General features: G+C 68.5%; 7 protein-coding genes and 1 pseudogene. 4 read left to right on the top strand and 4 right to left on the bottom strand.

Going from position 1 to position 19015, the window contains the following annotated elements:
- Positions 1-115 precede the first annotated feature (115 nt).
- Both ACFYPC_RS15495 and ACFYPC_RS15490 read left to right on the top strand, forming a co-directional pair.
- Positions 116-841 carry an HNH endonuclease family protein gene (locus ACFYPC_RS15495; RefSeq protein WP_388676209.1) on the top strand — a complete coding sequence of 242 codons (726 nt, stop codon included), beginning with the start codon at positions 116-118 and terminating at the stop codon, positions 839-841.
- 64 nt (positions 842-905) lie between these two features.
- Entirely contained in the window at positions 906-1415 is a 510-nt protein-coding gene (locus tag ACFYPC_RS15490) for an NUDIX domain-containing protein (RefSeq protein WP_388675493.1), read from the top strand.
- A gap of 4 nt (positions 1416-1419) precedes the next feature.
- Here the strand turns inward: ACFYPC_RS15490 and ACFYPC_RS15485 are convergent, their stop codons facing one another.
- Genes ACFYPC_RS15485 through ACFYPC_RS15470 form a run of 4 tightly spaced genes read right to left on the bottom strand, consistent with a single transcriptional unit; the run spans position 1420 to position 7383 of the window.
- A complete protein-coding gene (locus ACFYPC_RS15485) occupies positions 1420-1950 on the bottom strand; it encodes a hypothetical protein (RefSeq protein ID WP_388675490.1) in 531 nt (176 codons plus the stop codon).
- Positions 1947-4097, bottom strand: a complete 2151-nt coding sequence (locus ACFYPC_RS15480) for a hypothetical protein (protein ID WP_388675487.1) — start codon at positions 4095-4097, stop codon at positions 1947-1949. Before ACFYPC_RS15480 ends, ACFYPC_RS15485 begins: the two co-directional genes overlap by 4 nt.
- A complete protein-coding gene (locus ACFYPC_RS15475) occupies positions 4094-5902 on the bottom strand; it encodes a hypothetical protein (RefSeq protein ID WP_388675484.1) in 1809 nt (602 codons plus the stop codon). The genes ACFYPC_RS15480 and ACFYPC_RS15475 overlap by 4 nt, the downstream gene beginning before the upstream one ends.
- Complete coding sequence (locus tag ACFYPC_RS15470) at positions 5899-7383, bottom strand: tyrosine-type recombinase/integrase (protein ID WP_388676206.1); 1485 nt, start codon at positions 7381-7383, stop codon at positions 5899-5901. The genes ACFYPC_RS15475 and ACFYPC_RS15470 overlap by 4 nt, the downstream gene beginning before the upstream one ends.
- An 86-nt stretch (positions 7384-7469) precedes the next feature.
- Here ACFYPC_RS15470 and ACFYPC_RS15465 point away from each other — a divergent pair.
- Positions 7470-7733, top strand: a pseudogene (locus ACFYPC_RS15465) (HNH endonuclease family protein); the annotation flags it as partial.
- A gap of 321 nt (positions 7734-8054) precedes the next feature.
- Positions 8055-19007, top strand: a complete 10953-nt coding sequence (locus ACFYPC_RS15460) for a LamG-like jellyroll fold domain-containing protein (protein WP_388675481.1) — start codon at positions 8055-8057, stop codon at positions 19005-19007.
- Positions 19008-19015: the final 8 nt, after the last annotated feature.

The raw sequence follows: 19015 nt of genomic DNA, 5'->3' as shown, positions 1-19015 counted from the left end.
AGTGCCTGGGCGGTGTCTCACGCGAGGCGATATCTCGCCTGACGGCCGACGGAGGGGACGTGACGTGACGGGACGAACGGTCCGGGCTGCTCGTGGGCGTGCTGCCGGTGCTGTACTGGCTCTCGGGGTGGCCTTGGTGGGCTGCACGGGAGGCGGCCTGCCTGGCGAGAGCGGCCCGTCGGGCGAAGGCACGTCGGCCTCCGACGGGCAGGGAACCAGCCCCTTGGCGAACCCGGAGGGAACAAAGCCGGGGCTGGCCGCGATCTCCTCCGATGAGGACAAGACGGCGGCGCGTGAGCTGATTTCCAAGCTGTCCACCAAGGGGAGGGGGCCGAAGACGGGGTACGAGCGTGACGAGTTCGGCTATGCCTGGATGGACACGGCGGATGGCGTGCCGCTGGCCCGGAACGGCTGCGACACCCGGAACGACTTGCTGAAACTCGACGGCCGGGAAGTCGAGTTCCGTACCGGTTCGGACTGCGTGGTCGTGTCGATGACGCTGCACGACCCGTATACGGGCAAGGACATCGCCTGGAAGAAGACGAAGGCCACCGAGGTGCAGATAGACCACGTGGTGCCGCTGTCGTACGCCTGGCAGATGGGTGCGGCCCGCTGGGACAAGCAGAAGCGGCAGCGCCTGGCCAACGACGTGCTGAATCTTCTGCCGGTCTGGGGCCCTGCGAACTCCGCCAAGCAGGACTCAGGGCCGGCGTCCTGGCTGCCGCCCAGCAAGGCGATCCGCTGCTCGTACGCGGTTCGCTTCGCGCAGGTAGCGGAGAAGTACGAGCTTTCCGTTACGGCGGCGGACAGGAGCACGATGCTCAAGCAGTGCGGCAGTTGAGCGGCAGGCTGTCCAGCAAGCCTGCATACAGGCACGGTCAGAGCTGTGTGGAACTGTATGCGCCATGGGTGAACTGGTGGAGCAGGTCGATGATCAGGATCAAGTACTGAGAGTTGTCGAGCGTGGCGAGGCCATCCGGAGTGGGTGGCTGCACCGCGTTGCGACGACCGTCTGTCGGCGCCCCGACGGCAGGATCCTGGTGCATCGACGGCCGCAGACCATGTCCCGGTTCCCCGGCCAGTACAACTGGCTCGTGGGCGGGGCCGTGGACATCGGCGAGTCCTATGAGGAGGCGGCTGCGCGGGAGCTCGCCGAGGAGTTGGGTGTCAGCGCCTCACCGCAGTTCGTCTTCAAGTACCTGTGCCGGGGGGCTATCAGTCCCTATTGGCTGGGGATCCATGAAGTGGTGATTGAGGGAGAGGTCGTCGTCGACCCGTCGGAGATCGCCTGGCATGAATGGCTCACTCCTCAGGAGTTCCTGGAGGCGAGACAGCGATGGAGCTTCGTGGAGGACGGTGTCGATGCCTTGAGGCTCTACCTCCAGCGGCAGCAAGGCACGGCCGGGACGGTTTGATGAATCACGACTGAACCGACCGCGGCCCGGCGGATGCCGGGGATTTCCGGAGCTGCTTCACCACTCCGTGCTGTTCCTCGACGAGTTGAGCTCGCAGCCGGTGGGCGTCCGCTTCCAGCTCGGCGTTCCTGAGCGTGAGGATCTGGATCTGGTTCGCGTAGGCGGCGACGGTCGACCGCAGCTCCCGGGTCTCGGCGGCCTTGTCGCTGCGGAGTTCCTGCAGGGCCTTCTTCAGCTTGGCGATTTCCTGCCTGAGTTCGTCGGCTTCGGGCCGCTTGGCCTGCGGGGCGCCGAGGACTTCCTTGATCGTCGCCGAGACCGGTGAGCGGTAGTACGAGGCTCGGGAGACGCCGGCCTCGGCGCAGATGTTCACAGCCGAGGTCCTGCCGTCGGTGATCTCGGGCCGGCCGAGCATGAGCTGCTCGAAGGCGCGCATGACCTTGCGGTCGATGTCGGTCAGGCCTGGGTTCTCCCGGGCGAGGCGTGCGAAGGCGGTGCGGGCGGCCCGGAGGGTCTCGTCCGTGGAGTCGGTCATCGGCAGGTGTCCTCGTGGTCGATCTCGGCGATTAGGCGGGTGAGTGTGGCCAGGTGCTCGGTGATGGCGAGCTGCTGGAGCTGCGGAAGACCGGTGACACCGCCGAGTTCGGCCTGGGCCATGGCACGTGCTCGCTCCAGTCGGGGCATGTGGACAGGGGCACGGCGTGAGTTGGGGCAGCGCATGCACATGTCGAGCATGGGGACGGGGCGCCCCAGAGGCTTGGCGCGCTTGCGGCAGACGGCCGTCTCGGCTTGGTAGAAGCAGTCGTTGAGGACGCCGGGGTGCAGGGTCTTCGTCAGGTGGTGCAGCAGTGTCCTCAAGCGGGAAGGGCTGGCCACTGCGCCTGGCAGGTCGCCGAGTTCGCGGCGGATGCGGTCGAACTCGGCCTCGATCCGCTGGGCGGCGCCGCCTGCGGAGGCCCCGCCTTCGTTCCAGTCGTGGTAGAGGTCCTCGACGTAGTCGAGCTTGGCGACGGCTTCTTCGGCAGCGACCTCGTCGGTGAAGCCGGAGGTGGAGGTTCCCGCGTATCCCTCGAACATGGTGATCGCCGCGTGCTTGTACTGGCGAGCTCCCGCGACCACACCGAACGGCTGGTGGGCGATGTGCCAGGCGAGGGTGCGGCGGAACTGCCGGGTGTCGAAGGCCCAGGGGAGCGTGGTGGACTCCGTGGTGTCCTCACCTTCCTGGAAGGTCTCTTCCGGTGAGGGAGTGTCGTTCTCCGGGGACGTGGAAGGCGCGGGCACATAGAACCCGTCCGTCGTGCTGAACAGCTCGTTGAGGTGGTCCCGGAAGGCCCGGAGACGCCGGGGCATGTTGCTCAGCAGGACGTGGCCGTTGCGGCCGCCACCGTCGTAGCCGAAGAGATGACCGGGGTCGTCGTTGACCTCCATCAGCACGGCAACGGCCCGATGGACGACGTCCAGGACCACCCACTCGGCTTCCTCCCCGCTGAGCTTGCGCCCCTTGCCCTTGTAGACCTTGCCGCGGATCTTGTACCGCGGGCGTCCGTCGGCTCCGACCTCGGTGACCGCGCAGTCGCGGCCCAGCTCACGTACCTCCGCATCACGCATGCCTGACAGGTAGGCGATGACGATCCAGCACGCCGTGCGCAGGAACGACAACTCGTTGGCCAGAGTGAAGGGACTGAGCCGCGATCGCCACGGCTTGCCCGAGCCCGGCCACGTGGACATCGGCGTGTCCAGGCCGCCCTCCTCGTATCCGAGGCTCTCCCCGGCTTCTGCCATCAGTGCTCGCAGGTGTACGGCCTTCCCGCAGCCGGAAAGCAGGGAGACGAGGGTGTGGTTGGGGCTCTGTGGCACCCCGTCGACAGTGACGGCGCCGGGCACGGTGTGCGCGGCCTCAACAGGGATCGCGGGGATGCCCCGACCGGCTGCCCGGCGACCGGCAATGAAGGCCAGGGCTCGCTCACGTGCCTGGCCATGACCCAGGTTCTGGCCCATGCGTGCCGCTTTGAGCGCAGAGATCTCCTCCTGAGCGGCGAGAATGTCACCGCTTGCCGTCTCTACGTAGAAGACCGCAGCCCGCAGCAGCGGCGCGAGGACCTCTTCGGGGATGCGGGGCGTGATGTTCTCGCCCTTGATCCGCTGTACACCGGCGACGCCGTAGGCGCTCCGGCCGTTCCAGGGGAGGATGCTCAACCTGTCCTCGGACAGGAACGGCCCATGCGCTGCGAGGTGTTTGAGCAGGGTGACGTTGCGGATGGCAGTGTGCGGGCTGCTCTTCCACTTCTTCAGCACGGCGTCCAGGTGGGTGCGGTCCACGCCCGACAACCGCGTGGCGCCCACGTCCCGTAGATCCTTGACGACGGAGGCGAAGGCGCGAAGCTCTCCGGCCGCTGCCGTGGCCTTGAGCGGGCCCAGCCCCAGCGAGCCCCTGCGCAGGCGGGAAGCGACGTACTCCTTCGCCGTACGTCGCGTCACCGGATCACTGATCCGCGTGAAGTCGAGCCGCCATGTCCGCCAGGTACGGGGGAGCACACACCGCAGGTCCCAGATGTCGTCGGTGAGGAGCGGGCCCCGGCCGGGCAAACCGACCGTGAGCCGCTTCGGCAGTACGAACTTCTCGGCTTCCTCGGACGAAAGTGGGCCTGCCTGCTCCGCCCTGGGCGTCGGGACGGTAGTCATGCGATGACCTCCAGGAACGACGCGGGCAGGAGCAATCGGTCGCCGTCGGCCTCGGCGATGGCCTGCGCCGTGGCGATCTGGCGCGTACTGAAGCGGGCACGGACTCCATGGACGACGCGGTCCCACGCGAGCCCGAACCGCGCGCTCCACTCGGCGGCCGGGTACTCTTCGCGCTGCCGCTCCAGGAAGTCCAGGAAGGACAGCAGGCTGGGCAGATGGCGGTTGGTGAACACGGCGTTGGGGCACTCCAGGCAGCCCCAGGCCGGGACAGGGCAGGCGGCACCCGGCTTGCGCGCGAACGGGGAGGCGAAGAAGTCGCGGCAGGAGGCGAGCCACACGTCCTGCTCGCCGGAGAGCGCCGACTTGATCTCCTGCGTACTGAGCGCGGCCTCGCCGTCGTCGAGACGGTCGCCTTCGTCCGACAGCACGACCGGCGAGGCCGCGGCCGCGCCGAGCGCCTGCACGAGCCCCGCCTCGACCGCCTGGTTGTGGGTTTCCTCGTGGGCATCGATGTCTGCGTAGTGCTTCGCCGCGACCGGCCGGGTATGACCGGATGCGAAATCCTCCAGCACCCCGCCTGCCCGCAGGTATTGCCGGGACTTGACGGTCTTGCGCACCCGGCGCAGATCGAGGGAGACCGGTCGGCCGTCGCTGTCGGTGAGCTGGTCGAGTCCTTGCGCGGACATCCACTCCCGGGTCACGTCCGATGAGCCGTAGGGGCCGTCGAAGGAGGCGCGGGACTGTCCAGGGCCGCTGACGTCGCACCACAGCGCGTCGGTGCCGATCAGTTCTCGGGTCCGTTTCGTCAGGCGCAGCGCCAGCCGGATCACGCCGCCCGGAAAGCGCAGTGAGCCGCCGTCGGAGACCCTGACCGTCTTGTGCGCGGAACCAGGGGAGCGCTTCTTGACGTAGGCGACGCTCACGTATCCGCGTGCAGGGCTGGTCAGGCAGTGGGACTTCAACTGCCGGATGCACTCGGGTTCCATGCCGGTCTGACAGGCAAGCAGGAGGAGGAAGGGCACCAGGTCCCGCGCCGTGAGATGGAGACGGCCGTTGAGTTCCGACCGGCCGCCCCAGGGACGCAGGATCTTGTACGAGACATCGTCGGCGGTCAGCGGGCCGCGGTTCGCGACGTGCCAGAGGACGTTTTCCAGTCGGTCCCAGCCGTGCTGACGTGGGTCGCGGCCCGTGGCGGCCAGGTTCTCGCCGGCCAGGATCCGGTCGCGTACGCGGGCGACGTCGTCCCGGGCTGCCCGCTCAAGTTCGTCGAGCACCGGGAACGGATACGCGTCGAGCGGTTTCGAAGCCCGGTGGGCCGAGGCCGACGTAAAGCCCAGGCGGGCATGGAAGGCGGCGTCGAAGGCGTCAGGGTGCGCCTCGTGAACCAGCTTCAGCAGCCGCACGAGGTACGTCATGACCAGGTACGGTTCCTTGCTCGTCTCCCCGTATCGGGCGATCAGCCGCAGCTCGAAAGCGTCCAGGAGACCCGGGTTCAGGTCACCCAGGCGCAGCTCGGCGGCGGAGCCGGGGAGAGCGTTGGCGGTGAACTCGACGAACTCCCGGACGTACCTGACGAGTCGGCGGACTCCGCTGCGGCTACGCAGGTTGCCGGGCGCGTTGATGACCTCGGTGAAGGCGGTGGCGAGGGCCCGGGTGAGGCGTGGACACGGCAGGCCGGACAGGTCGATGCGCTCGGGGTCGCCGTTCAGGTCCACCGTGAAGGTCACCGGGCCGATCGACGGCACCAGTTCTGTCGGATCCGGGGTGTCGACGGCGGCGGGGAAGCGGACGCGGCGCGGGCTCACCGGCCCTCCTCCGTGTCCGGGCGGATCCGTTCGAAGGCGGCGGCCTGTTCGTCCCAATCGTCGAGAGCGGCGAGCACGATCTCCTGGGCCTCGTCCAGCACGTCCAGGTAGATGTAGACCGTCGCCTCGTGGCGGTGGCCGAGCAGCAGTTGGAGCCTGCGCAGGGGATTTCCGACGAGCAGGCGCTTCACCTCGGCGTGCGTGTACCGCCGGTCCTCCCGCATGCCGAGCGCCCGGACGGTCTGCCTCAGCAGAAGCCCCAGCATGTGGACGGCGAAGGAGTGTCGAAGGGTGTGCGGGTGGACGTCGAAATCCAGGCCGAGGGCAGCGCACCGCTCGTTCGCCCGCCGGAACACCGACTGCCAGGTGCTGCCGCGCAGCGGCAGCCCGTTCTCTCCCAGCCACAGCCACAGTGGTCCGCTCACGCGGCTTTGACCATCAACCTGCATGAGCCGTGCCCGGTCCGCTGTGCTGATCCGCGAGTACGACCAGCTGGTGCCGGACTCGACCGCCAGGGCGTGCCGGTTCGCCCGTCGCACCGGCAGCCGATCGGCGTGTGCCTCGTACAAGCCCTCTGCGCGCCGCCGCTGGACGAGCTCGTCCCGCTCGATGCCGGCGTAGTGGTGCAGGTCGCGGGCGACCCGGGGGCGGACGTACACCGTCCGTGCTCTGCCCCGCTTCGCCACCGCGGCCGAGACGGTGATGTCGCCGATCACGCGTCTGCCGGTGACCGGCGGCAGCTCCGTCGTCAGCAGGCTGGTGGCTTCACCCAACCGCATCCCCGTGCAGACCAGCAGGTCGGCGAAGAGGGCGTTGCGTTCGCCGTTGCGTCCCCGCCACCCCGGATCGGGGGCGCCGTCCGGCAGCAGACCCCGCAGGCCGACGTCCCGCCAGAGCATGAAGTCCTCGTGCGACAGAAAGCTGACCGGTTGCCGGGGCACCTCGGGCTCGGCGTCGGCGTTGACGCGAACCCGCTTCGGCCCCTGCGGCGACACCACAGTCTTGTCGACGTACCGGAACGGTTCGGCCGGCAGTAGCTCCTCGTACAGGGACCACTGCACCCACTTGTCGAGCGCGGCGACAGAGCGGTTCCAGGTCGCCGCCGACACCTTGCCCGGCCCGTCGCCGTGCAGTCGTACGGACTTGTAGGCGCGAAGGTCGGTGCCATCCGTGTCCCAGATGGACTTGCCGCCCCGGGACTCGTGGAGGAACCGGCAGTAGAGCATGACGTCGCTGCTGTAGGCGATCCGGCTGTTCTCCGACCGCACGCCCCAGTTCTCCAGGTCGCGCAGGAATCGGTTGAGGTGGAGGTCGTACCCGCCGTCGGGGCCAAGGATGAAGGCTCTGCCCTCGTCGGCACCGGCTCGGCGGAGAACTGCGCCCGTGTCGAAGGGGAGTTCATCCGTCGCGGATGCCCCGACTGCTGTCCTGTGCAGGAGCACTGTCGCTTCCGCACCGGTGTCAGCGTCGTCCGAGTCCATCGTGCGCAAGTCGCCCTCCCCGTGTGAGACAAGCTGTACGCGCACATAACGGGATTCTCGGTGAGACAGTTACGGGTGCCCACATAAACGACCCGCTCAATCTCCGCGCCGTCGACTCCAGCACCAACCGCAGCAAGGGCGACGGCGACGCGGCGACCTGGCTCCCGCCCAACAAGGCGTACCGCTGCACGTATGTCGCCGCTCAGGTGGCCGTCAAGAAGAAGTACGAGTTGTGGGTCACCAGCAGCGAGAAGGCCGCGATGAAGCGGGTGCTCGCAGGCTGCCCCGACCAGAAAATACCGTCCGGCGGCAACCCGACGAACGCGCCGGCCCGCTTTCACGCGGACTGAAGGCACCATCCGCACGTGATCGTCCCAGTGAACCGGCGTGAAAGATGGTCACGAACCCGGCCAGTCCGCAAAGAAGTTCACAAGAGGCAAAAAAGAAGTTCACAAGAAACAAAGGGGTGAGTCGAGACAAGTCGGGCCGGATCAGCAAGAGGCGGCAAAGGTCGGGGCAAGATCGCCCCCACAGTCTGTCCACAGGATGTTCACAACGGTCAAGATCAGCGCGTTTCAGTGTCTCTCCTGACCGTTGGAGTCGAAGTCGTGCGCATCCGGCCCGTTCGCCGCCGCAGCTCCGCCCGCCGTGCGCATCGCATGCGGCGCCGCGTGGCCGTGCTTGTTCTCACCGCGCTCGCGCTGATGCTGACGACCCAACAGGCCCTGGCCGACGGCATGGAGCTGGACGCGGTCTCGGTCTCGCTGCCGAGCCTCAGCTCGATGGCGTCCTGGTTCGAGGACCCGCACTGGGGCAGGACCCCCCACCAGCAGTCGGGTACCGCGGCCGGGCACAAGCACCACCTGTCCGCGAAGTCGACCGACGCACAGCGTGGCGTGGGCAGGGCTCCGGGCAAGGGGAAGGGCGAACTCTCCGCCTACCAGCCGCACAAGCCGGCCGTCCAGCACGGCAAGAGCAACGGCGGCCCCGGCTATGTCGCAAAGACCAGCAAGCGCAACGCGAGCAAGTCCTCGCGCACCGACACCGTCTTCGAGAACGCCGACGGCAGCACCACTCGGCGTATATCCCCGACCACCGTCAACTACCAGGTCGGGAAAGGGAGATGGGCGCCGATAGACGTCGACGTACGGGCCGGGCCGGACGGCCGCTGGCACGAAAAGGCCAACTCCCTCGCCGTCGACTTCGGTGCCAGAGCGGACGACTCGAAGCTCGTGTCGGTCGGCGTCGACGACACGCACTCCCTCACTTACGACCTGTTGGGCGCGAAGTCCGTCAAGGGCACGGCCGACGGCTCCCGCGTCTCGTACGAGAACATCCTGCGCGACACCGACCTCCAGGTCGCCCCCACCGCCTCCGGGGTCAAGGAAGCGATCGTCCTGCGTTCCGCGGACGCCGCGAACAGCTGGACCTTCCCGCTCGACCTCAAGGGCCTCACGCCCGTCCAGACCAAGAGCGGCTCGATCGACCTGCGCGACGCCGCCGGCAAGACCGTCGAGCGCATACCCGCGTCGTACGCCTACGACGCCAAGGTGAACCAGCGCTCCGGGGACCCGGCGACCACCTATGACGTCACCACCGAGCTCGTCCACGACAAGGACGGCTACGCGCTGAAGGTGACCCTCGACGACAGCTGGCTGCACGACCCGCGCCGCGTCTTCCCGGTCACCGTCGACCCCACCGTCACCGACGGCTGGACCACCACGTACGCCGAGTCCGGCTACAGCGTGGACCACTCCTACGAGCAGACCATCAAGGTCGGCTCGTACGACTCCGGCGCCCACTCCGCGGTCAGCTACGTCAACCACTGGGACACCGCCTGGGACGGCAGCGGAGTCACCGTCTCCTCCGCGTCCCTGCACCTCTTCGACACCTGGGCCGCCACCTGCACCGCCGAGCGCTTCGACGTCGCCCTGGTCACCAAGGCGTGGACACCCGAGGCCGTCACCAGCTACCCGGGCCCGACGTACGGCTCCTCGATCGGCAACGCCACGCCGAGCGTGCCCAACGCCTGCGCCAACTCCGGCGCCGACCGCAGCGTCGGCGACTGGGTGAGCGTCCCCCTGACCACCTCCGCCATCCAGGGCTGGATGAGCGGCACCACCGCCGACCACGGCCTCGCCGTGTACGCCTCGACCGCGGACACCCTGCACTGGAAGCAGTTCGGCTCCTTCAACGACCCCTCGCTCGGCCCGTACATCACCGTCACCTACACGGGCAACACCGCGCCGCAGATGTACGAGCAGTTCCCCGCCGACAACGCGGTCGCGAACACCACCACGCCGGAGCTGACCGCCTGGGCGGGCGGCGCCAACTCCACCAGCGGCAGCAGCAACCAGTACGTCTTCAAGGTCCTCGACGCGAACAACACCCAGGTCGCCACCTCTGGCCTGATCTCCACCGGCGACTGGACCGTCCCGGCGGGCAAACTGGCGTGGGGCAAGTCCTATACGTGGACCGTGCAGGCGTACGACTCCACCACCGCGCTCTATTCGACCGCGGATCCCTACGCGCTCTCCGTCCAGGTGCCGCAGCCCGTGATCACCTCGGGGCTTTCGCAGAACAGCAGTGACCACGGTTTCGACGCGTCCATCGGGAACTACACCACCTCCGACACCGACGCCTCGATCTCCACCGTCGGCCCCTCGCTCGACGTGGAGCGCGACTACAACTCCCGTGACCCGCGCTGGACCGGCGGGTTCGGCTCCGGCTGGTCGAGCATCGTCGACTCCCGCGCCACCGAGCAGTACACGGCGTCCGGCGCGGTGTCCAGCGTCAACGTCACCTACCCGGACGGCTCCCAGGTCGGCTACGGCAAGAACAGCGACGGCACGTTCACACCCGGTAACGGCCGGTTCGCCACGTTCAAGACGGTCACCGGCGGCTACTCGCTCACCGACAAGGACGACACGGCCTACACGTTCACCCAGTCCCTGGGCTCGGGCGGCTACGGACTGACCTCGGTGACGGACGCCAACGGCCGCACCCTCACCCTCACCTGGACCGGCGTCCACATCACGAAGATGACGTCCGCGGTCTCCACGCGCTCCCTCACCCTCAGCTGGTCGACGCCGAGCGGCGCGTCCGCCGCGCATGTCGCGACCGTCGTCACCGACCCCGTCACCGCCGGCGACTCGTCGACCGCGCAGACCTGGACGTACGGCTACACCGGCGACCAACTGACGAAGGTGTGCACGCCGCTGTCGCCCACCAAGTGCACGACGTACGGCTACACGACCGGTTCCCAGTACCAGAACGCCTCTCTCGACCTCGACCCGCACGGCATGTGGCCGCTGTCGGAGGCCGCGGGCGCGACGACCGCCAAGGACGCGGTTCTCGCCAACGAGGGCACCGACAACGCCACCTACGAGAACGTGACGACAGGCCAGAGCGGTGGCCCGCTGATCGGTTCCGCCACCACCGTCGCCGGCTTCAACGGCACCTCCTCCGACATCGCGCTGCCCAAGAACCTCGGCAACGACACCGACTCGGGCGCGCTGTCCCTGTGGTTCAAGACCTCGGCGGGCCCCGGCGTCCTCTACTCCTACGCCTCCCAGCCCATCGGCTCCGGACAGGCCGCCGGCTTCTACACCCCCTCCATCTACGTCGGCACCGACGGCAAGCTGAACGCCGAGTTCTGGTACAGCGGCGGCATCAACCCGATCGTCACGTCCGCGTCGGTCGCCGACGGCAAGTGGCACCACGTGGTCATGTCCGCCGCGGGCAACTCGCAGACGCTGTACGTCGACAACGCCAAGATCGGCTCGCGCACCGGCACCGTCTCCATCCAGAGCGCGGTCGCCTTCGGCAAGAACCAGTCGTTCAACTACCTCGGCACCGGCTTCCTCGGCGGCAACTGGCCCGACGAGCCGCACCAGAGCTCCACCGAGAAGGACGGCTACGCCACCTACTTCAAGGGCTCCATCGCCGACGCGGCCTGGTACGGCCGCCCGCTGGTCGCCGCCGACGTCAACTCCCTCTACCAGTACGGCACTCACGCCACGAGCCTGCTCACCTCGATCACCCGGCCGTCCGGCAAGACGTACGCGGCCATGACGTACGACCCGGCGACCACCACCCTCACCCAGCTCACCGACGAGAACGGCGGCGTCTGGAAGCTCGCCGCGCCCACGGTGACCGGCTCCAGCCAGACCTACCGCGGCGCGGTCCTCGGCGCCGCGCCCTCCGGTTACTTCCGGCTCGGGGAAGCGGCGGGCGCGACCACTGCCGTCGACGAGGTGCGCGGCGGCAACGGCACATACAGCGCGGTCACCCTCGGCGCCACCGGTCCCTTCAGCGACCAGAAGGCCGCGACGTTCAACGGCAGTACGTCGTACGTCGAACTGCCCGCCGCCACCCTGCACGCCACCAGCGACCGAAGCCTCGAACTCTGGTTCAAGACCGCCGCGCAGGGCGTCATCGTCGGCGACCAGTCGGTGCCCGTCTCCGGCGCGAGCGCCGCGTCGGGCACGTACGCCCCGCTGCTGTACGTCGGCACGGACAACAAACTGCACGGCCACTTCTGGTCCGTCAGCGGATCCGGCACCGCCGTCTTCGGCTCCACCGGCACGGTCACCGACAGCGCCTGGCACCAGGTGGCGCTCACCGTGTCCGGCGCCACCCAGACGCTCTACCTGGACGGCATCCAACAGGCCACCTTCTCCGGGACGCCCAACGATCAGTCCGACACACACCTCTACCTGGGCGCCGGTTTCGCGAAGGGCTGGGTGAGTTCGCCCGCCGACGTCAGCCACTTCACCGGCTCCATCGCCGACGTCGCCCTCTACCATTCGGGGCTCTTGGCGCAGGACGTCGCGGCCCATGTGGAGGCGGCGAAGAACTCCACCGGCCTCCTCCCGGTCGAGACCGTCAAGGTGACCTCACCGGCGAACGCCACGCTCACCTACACGTACGACGTCACCAACGGCAACCGGGCGCTGACCGAGACCGACGGCCTCGGCAACAGGACCAGCTTCGGCTACGACACCGCCGGGTTCGAGCACACCGTCACCGACCCCAACGGCTCCATGGCCGTCACCGGCCATGACGTGCGCGGCAACGTCGTCTCCTCGACGGCCTGCCAGGACCAGTCCGCGAACCACTGCTCGACCGAGTACTACACGTACTACCCCGACGACACCACGGCCCAGCTGACCACCACCGACCCGCGCAACGACCAGCTGATGACCGAGCGGGACGGCCGCTCGGCATCCGCGACCGACAGCACGTACCTGACCTCGTACGCCTACGACGCACAGGGCGATCAGACCGGCATCACCGGCCCCGCGGTCGCCGGCTTCCCGAACGGCCGCACCACCACGACCACTTACAGCGACGGCACCAGCACCTACCCGTCCGCCGACGGCGGGGTGGTGCCCAAGGGCCTGCCGGTGAAGACCACCAGCCCCGGCGGCGCGGTCAACTCGGTGTCGTACTTCAAGAACGGTGACGTCGCCTCGACCACCGACGCCGTCGGCCTGGTGACGACGTACGCCTACGACGGTCTGGGCCAGGTGCTCAGCCAGAAGGTCGTCTCCGACACCTACCCGAACGGCCTGACCACCACCTACAAGTACGACCTGAACGGCCAGGTCACCGAGGAGCACGACCCGCAACTCACCGACCGCGTCACCGGTGCCACGCACGCCGCCGTCTCCACGACCCTGTACGACGAGGACGGCAATGTCACCTCGCAGACCGTCTCCGACGCGAGCGGCGGCGACGCCTCACGCACCGAGACGCAGACCTACGACGCCTACGACCGCGTACTGACCGACTCGGACGCCAACGCGGCCGCGGGTGCGAGCAACGGCAACACCACGACGTACACCTACGACACGCAGGGCAACAAGACCAAGGAGGTCACCTCGGCGGGCGACGAGACCCGCTACACCTACGACGACAACGGCAACCTGCTCACCCAGGCCCTGATGTCCACGGGCGACCCGGTCAGTCCGGGCACCGCGACCCTGCTCACGGAGTCCTCGCGCGCCTACGACCCGGCCGGACGCCTCGCGTCCGTGACCGACGCGATGGGCAACACCACGTCCTACACCTACCTCGACGACGGTCTGACCGCCTCGGTGAAGCGGACCAGCGCCGACGGCACCAGCAGCTACGTCCTGGAGTCGGACACCTACGACGCCGCCGGGAACCTGCTCACCTCGACCTCCGACAACGGCGAGACCGTCACGGAGTACAAGGTCGACGCGGCCTCCCGCACCACCTCCACCACGGTCGACCCGACCGGCGTGGACCGCGTCAGCACGGTCGCGTACACCCCGGACGACGAGATCGCCTCCGAGACCGACCACGACGCCACGGGCTACGACCGCACCACCACCAGTACGTACGACGACATGGGCAACGTGCTCAGCGAGACGCTGTACGGGGACGCGTCCGGTCACCCGGCGGGCTGGTGGAAGCTCAACCAGACCTCCGGCACGAACGTCACCGACGCCTCCGGCACCGGCAACACCGCCACCGCCGGACCGGGCGTGACCTGGTCGGACAGTGCCGCGAAGTTCGCCGGCACGACCACCGGCACCGGCAACGTCATCGCCACCAACAGCCCCGCCCTGGACACCACCGCCTCCTACACGGTGTCCGCCTGGGTCAACCTGTCCGACACCTCCACCTACCGCACCTTCGTCGCCCAGGGCGGCACCAGCCGGGCCTCCTTCAACCTGCAGTACTCGAAGGCGGACAACGCGTACCGCTTCCACGTGGCAAGCTCCGACGCCGCCTCCCCGTCCGCGTTCTACGACGCCACGGCCACCGCGGCGCCGACACTGAACACCTGGACGCACCTGGTCGGCGTCTTCGACGCCACCACCGGCTCGATGAAGCTGTACGTCAACGGCGCCCAGGCGGCCTCGGCCACCGACCCCTCGCCGTGGACCGGCACAGGCCCGCTGTCGATCGGCGGCACCGAAAAGGCGGACGGCTCCACGAGCGACGTCGTCGCCGGCTCGGTCGGCGACGTACAGGTCTACCAGCGGGCCCTGAGCGCCGCCGAGGTCACCTCGCTGTACGGCAGGACCCGCACCGGCGGCACGGTCGGCTCCTCCACCGAACAGACCACCAAGTACGCCTACGACAAGCGCGGCCTGCCCACGTCCACGACGGACGCCGAGCAGAACACCACGACGTACGCCTACGACGAGGCCGGCAACCTCGCGGTCTCCACCGCGCCCGCCGTCCAGGCCGAACCCGACGGCACCACCGCGGCGACCGTCCACCCCGTCACCACCAGCGGCTTCAACACCTTCGGCGAGGGCGTCGAGGAAGAGGACCCGAACGGCCTGGTGACGACCACGGCGTACGACGCCGACGGCAACAAGGTCTCCGAGACCCTGCCGTCGTACACCCCGTCGGGCGCTTCCACACCCGAAGCGGGCACCACCGTGTGGACGTACGACAGCGAGGGCAACCAGACCTCCGAGATCAGCCCGGGCGGAAAGACGACCGCCTACCTCTACGACCAGACGGGCAACCTCGCCCAGATCACGGCGCCGGACGGCACGAAGACGCACGCCACGTACGACACGGCCGGCGACCAGCTGTCGGCGACCGACGGCACCGGCGCGCAGACCCAGGCGACGTACGACTTCCTGGGCCGCCAACTGACCTCGACGACGCTGGAGCGCTACCCGTCGACGAAAACGCTGACGACGACCAACTCGTACGCGGTTACGACCGGCAACCCGTACGGCGCGCACACCGCGTCGACCACCTCGCCGGGCGGAGTGACGTCCTCGTACGGCTACAACCGGGCCGGTGACGTCACCTCCGTGACGGACGGCGCGGGCAACACCACCCGCTACGGCTACGACTTCGAGGGCAACACGACGAAGACGACGCTGGCGGACGGCACCTGGACCGAGACCGACTACAACGCCTCGGACGACCCGACGGCCACCCGCGAGTACGACGCGAGCGGTACCAAGCTGTCAGAGACGTCGCAACAGTACGACGGTGTCGGCGACATGACCGCGGCGACCGACGCGAACCAGCACACCACGCGCTGGACGTACGACGCGGCGGGGACGATCACCCAGCAGGTGGAGCCGGTGGACGCCTCGACGTCGATCACCACCACCTTCGGCTACGACGCGGCGGGGAACCGCACCCGCTTCACCGACGGCCGCGGCAACTCCTGGCGCTACACGTACACCCCGTGGGGCCAGCAGGAGAAGGTGATCGAACCGACCACCGCCAAGTACACCTCGGCCGCCGACTCGACGACGACCTTCGCCTACGACGCGGACGGCCAGGTCACCAGGGCCACGCTGCCGGGCGGCGTCACGACGTCGATGACGTACGACGACAACGGACAGCTGACGACGATGTCCGGGTCCGGCGCGGACGCGGCGACGGCGAAGCGCAGTTTCGCCTACGACGCGGACGGCCGGGTCCTGTCCGCGGACACGGACGAGGCGGGGATCGCGGGCGCGGCCGACCACCAGGCCGCCACGCACGACGCGTTCACCTACGACGACCGCGGCGACATCCTCACGGCGTCCGGCTCGGCGGGCTCGTCGAGCTTCACGTACAACAACGACGCGTCGACGCTGTCGCGCACGGACGTGGCGGGGACGACTTCGTACGGCTACGACACGGCGGGCCGCCTGTCGACACTGAACGACGCGGCCACGGGCAACCAACTCACCTACACCTACGACCAGTTGAATGACCCGAAGACGGTCAAGTACGGCTCGACGGGCCAGACCCGCACCTTCACCTACAACAGCTCGCACGAGCTGACGAACGACGTGCTGGTGCAGGGCGCGTCGACCGTGGCGAGCTTCGGATACGGCTACGACGCCGACGGCAACCTGACGTCGAAGACGACGACGGGTGTGTCGGGCGCCTCGGCGAACACCTACACCTACGACTGGTCGGACCGCCTGACCTCGTGGAACAACGGTTCTACGACGACGAGTTACGCCTACGACGCGTCGGGCAACCGCATCCGCAACGGCTCGGACGTGTACACCTACGACGCCCGTGACGAGCTGACCTCGGACGGCAAGTCCGCCTACGACTACTCCGCGCGCGGCACGATGACGCAGGAGTCGGGGACGTCGGGCACGGTGGCGTACAGGACGGACGCCTTCGGCGACCAGGTCGTGGCCGGCACCCAGTCGTACGTCCTGGACGCCCTCGGCCGGAACATCACCGACGCGGACACGTCGGTGCCCTCCTCGCGCACCTTCGCTTACTCGGGCGCGGACAACACGATCGCGTCGGACGGCGACAACACGTACACGTACGACCCGGCGGGCGGTGTGGTCGGCGTCAAGCCGGCGGGTGGCAGCGGGGTCCTGGCCTTGGCGGACCAGCACAGCGATGTGGTGGGCACGTTCACGTCGGGCGCGACCTCGCTGGCGGGTTCGGTGTCGTACGACCCGCTGGGCAAGGTGGTCTCCCCGACGAACACGGTGACGGGCCACCTGGGCTTCCAGTCGGGCTGGACGGAGCCGGGCTCGGGTGATGTGGGCACGGCGTCGCGCTGGTACGACCCGGGCACGGGCCAGTTCCTGAACAAGGACAGTGTGTCGCTCAACGCGATCCCGAACTCGGTGTCGGCGAACCCCTTCTCCTACGTCGACGACAATCCGATGGCCGGCACCGACGAGTCGGGCAACTGCTCCTGGTACGACGCGGTCTGCGGCGCGAAGAAGGCCGTCCACAAGGTCACGCACGTGGCCAAGCACGTGGCTCACAAGGTCTACCACGCGGCCAAGCACGTGGCCCGGAAGGTCGTCCACGCGGTCAAGCACGCGGCCCACAAGGTCGTGCACCACGTGCGAGACGTGTACCACGCGACGGTGCGGGCGACGCGACGCGTCTACCACTACGCGTCACGGCATGTCAGACGCGTCTATCACGCAGCCGTACATGCGGTGCATACCGCCTACCACAAGGCCTCGCATGCGGCCCATCGCGTGGTGCACGCGGTGAAGAAGGCGGCTCACAAGGTCGCCCACGCGGCGAAGAAGGCCGCACACGCGGTGGCCCATGCGACTCTGACCGCCTACCACGCCACGGTCAAGGCGGCGAAGTCGACGGCGACGTTCGTGAAGCACCACGCGGCGGCGATCACCTCGTTCGTGGTGTCGACGGCGGTGTTCGCGGGCTGCGAGGCGCTGACGGCCGGCGTCGGCACCATCGGGTGCGCGGCAGCCGCGGGTGCGGCGGGGTCGCTGGTGGAGCAGGGCTTCAAGTGCGCGGAGAACGGCGGCGGGGACTGCTCCGCGGGCGCGTTCGGCGAGTCCGCAGTCGAGGGCGCCGTCGCCGGTGCGCTCGGCGGGGCGCTCGGCAGCCTGGGCGGCAAGCTGCTGGCGAAGGCGGCGCCCAAGGCGATGAAGGTCGTGGGCGGGCTCTTCGGCAAGGGGGCCACCGAGGCCGAGGAGACGGCGGCCACGGATGCCACGGAGGCGGCGGCTTCGCGAGCGGAATCCGAAGGTGCGGGGACACGCAGTCAGTCGGGCGGCGGCTGCCCGGTACACAGTTTCACGGGTTCGACCCGGGTACTGATGGCCGACGGTACGACGAAGACGATCGACCACGTCCGGGTGGGCGACACGATCGCCAACTCGGTGCCGGGCCAGTCGGGTACGGAGGCGCACAAGGTCACCGCGGTGATCGTGACGCACACGGACCATGACTTCGTGGACCTCACCATCAAGGAGACGGCGACGGCCAAGGAGAGCTCCAAGGTTGGGGTGAAGTCCCTGGCCCGGAAGGTGGCCCGCAAGGCGGCCTTCGGCCTGGCGGCGTCGGCGGCGGTGCTGGGTGCGCTGGCGGCGAGCCACGGGCACCACGGTCAGGAGCCGGCGACGGTTCCGATGGCGGCGGTCAGCAGCGCGATGTCCGCGCAGGACACCAAGGCCGCTGGAACGACCGAGGCCGCACCGACCGGTGACGACGCCAAGAGCGCGCACCTCACGACCACGTTCCACCACCCGTTCTACGACGAGACCCAGTCGGCGTTCGTCGAGGCCAAGGACCTCCACACCGGAGACGTCCTCCAGACCCCGACCGGCACCGCCGAGGTCACCGGCGTCCGCCTCTACCACGCGAACACCACCACCTACGACCTCACTGTTGGCAGCCTTCATACCTACTATGTGGAGGCCGGAGACACCCCCGTCCTCGTCCACAACTGTGGCGAGGGCGATGTAGCGGACAACGCGCGCTTCGAAGTCGATTCCGACGGTGTGGCCACTGACCGGCAGGGGCCCGAGATACCCGAAGAGCGGTACAACCGTCAGCAGCATTACGGTGGTTCGCAGACCAACGGGCCCGCCGGCCAGGCGGCTCGCGCAGCGGGAGAAGGCCAGCGCTGCATCTCGTGTGGTGAGGTGCAGGTCACTGGGACGCGTACGCAGCCGGTACCTGAGCACGATCCGGAACTTGCCATCCACTACTATTTCAAGGGCGGATGGGAAATGACGGATGAAGAACGTCGTGCCTATGCTCAGCAAGGCATCAATGGGACGCAATGTCTTACATGTCAGCGCAAGCAAGGTGCGGTGCTCTCAAGGTATACGCGTTACTTGGCCAGAGCGTTCGGCATGAGAAGGCCGGGGCGAGGGTGACGACTCGA

Source organism: Streptomyces sp. NPDC005808, from assembly GCF_042871385.1.
Taxonomy (GTDB): domain Bacteria; phylum Actinomycetota; class Actinomycetes; order Streptomycetales; family Streptomycetaceae; genus Streptomyces.
This window is presented reverse-complemented; position numbering and strand designations above follow the sequence as displayed.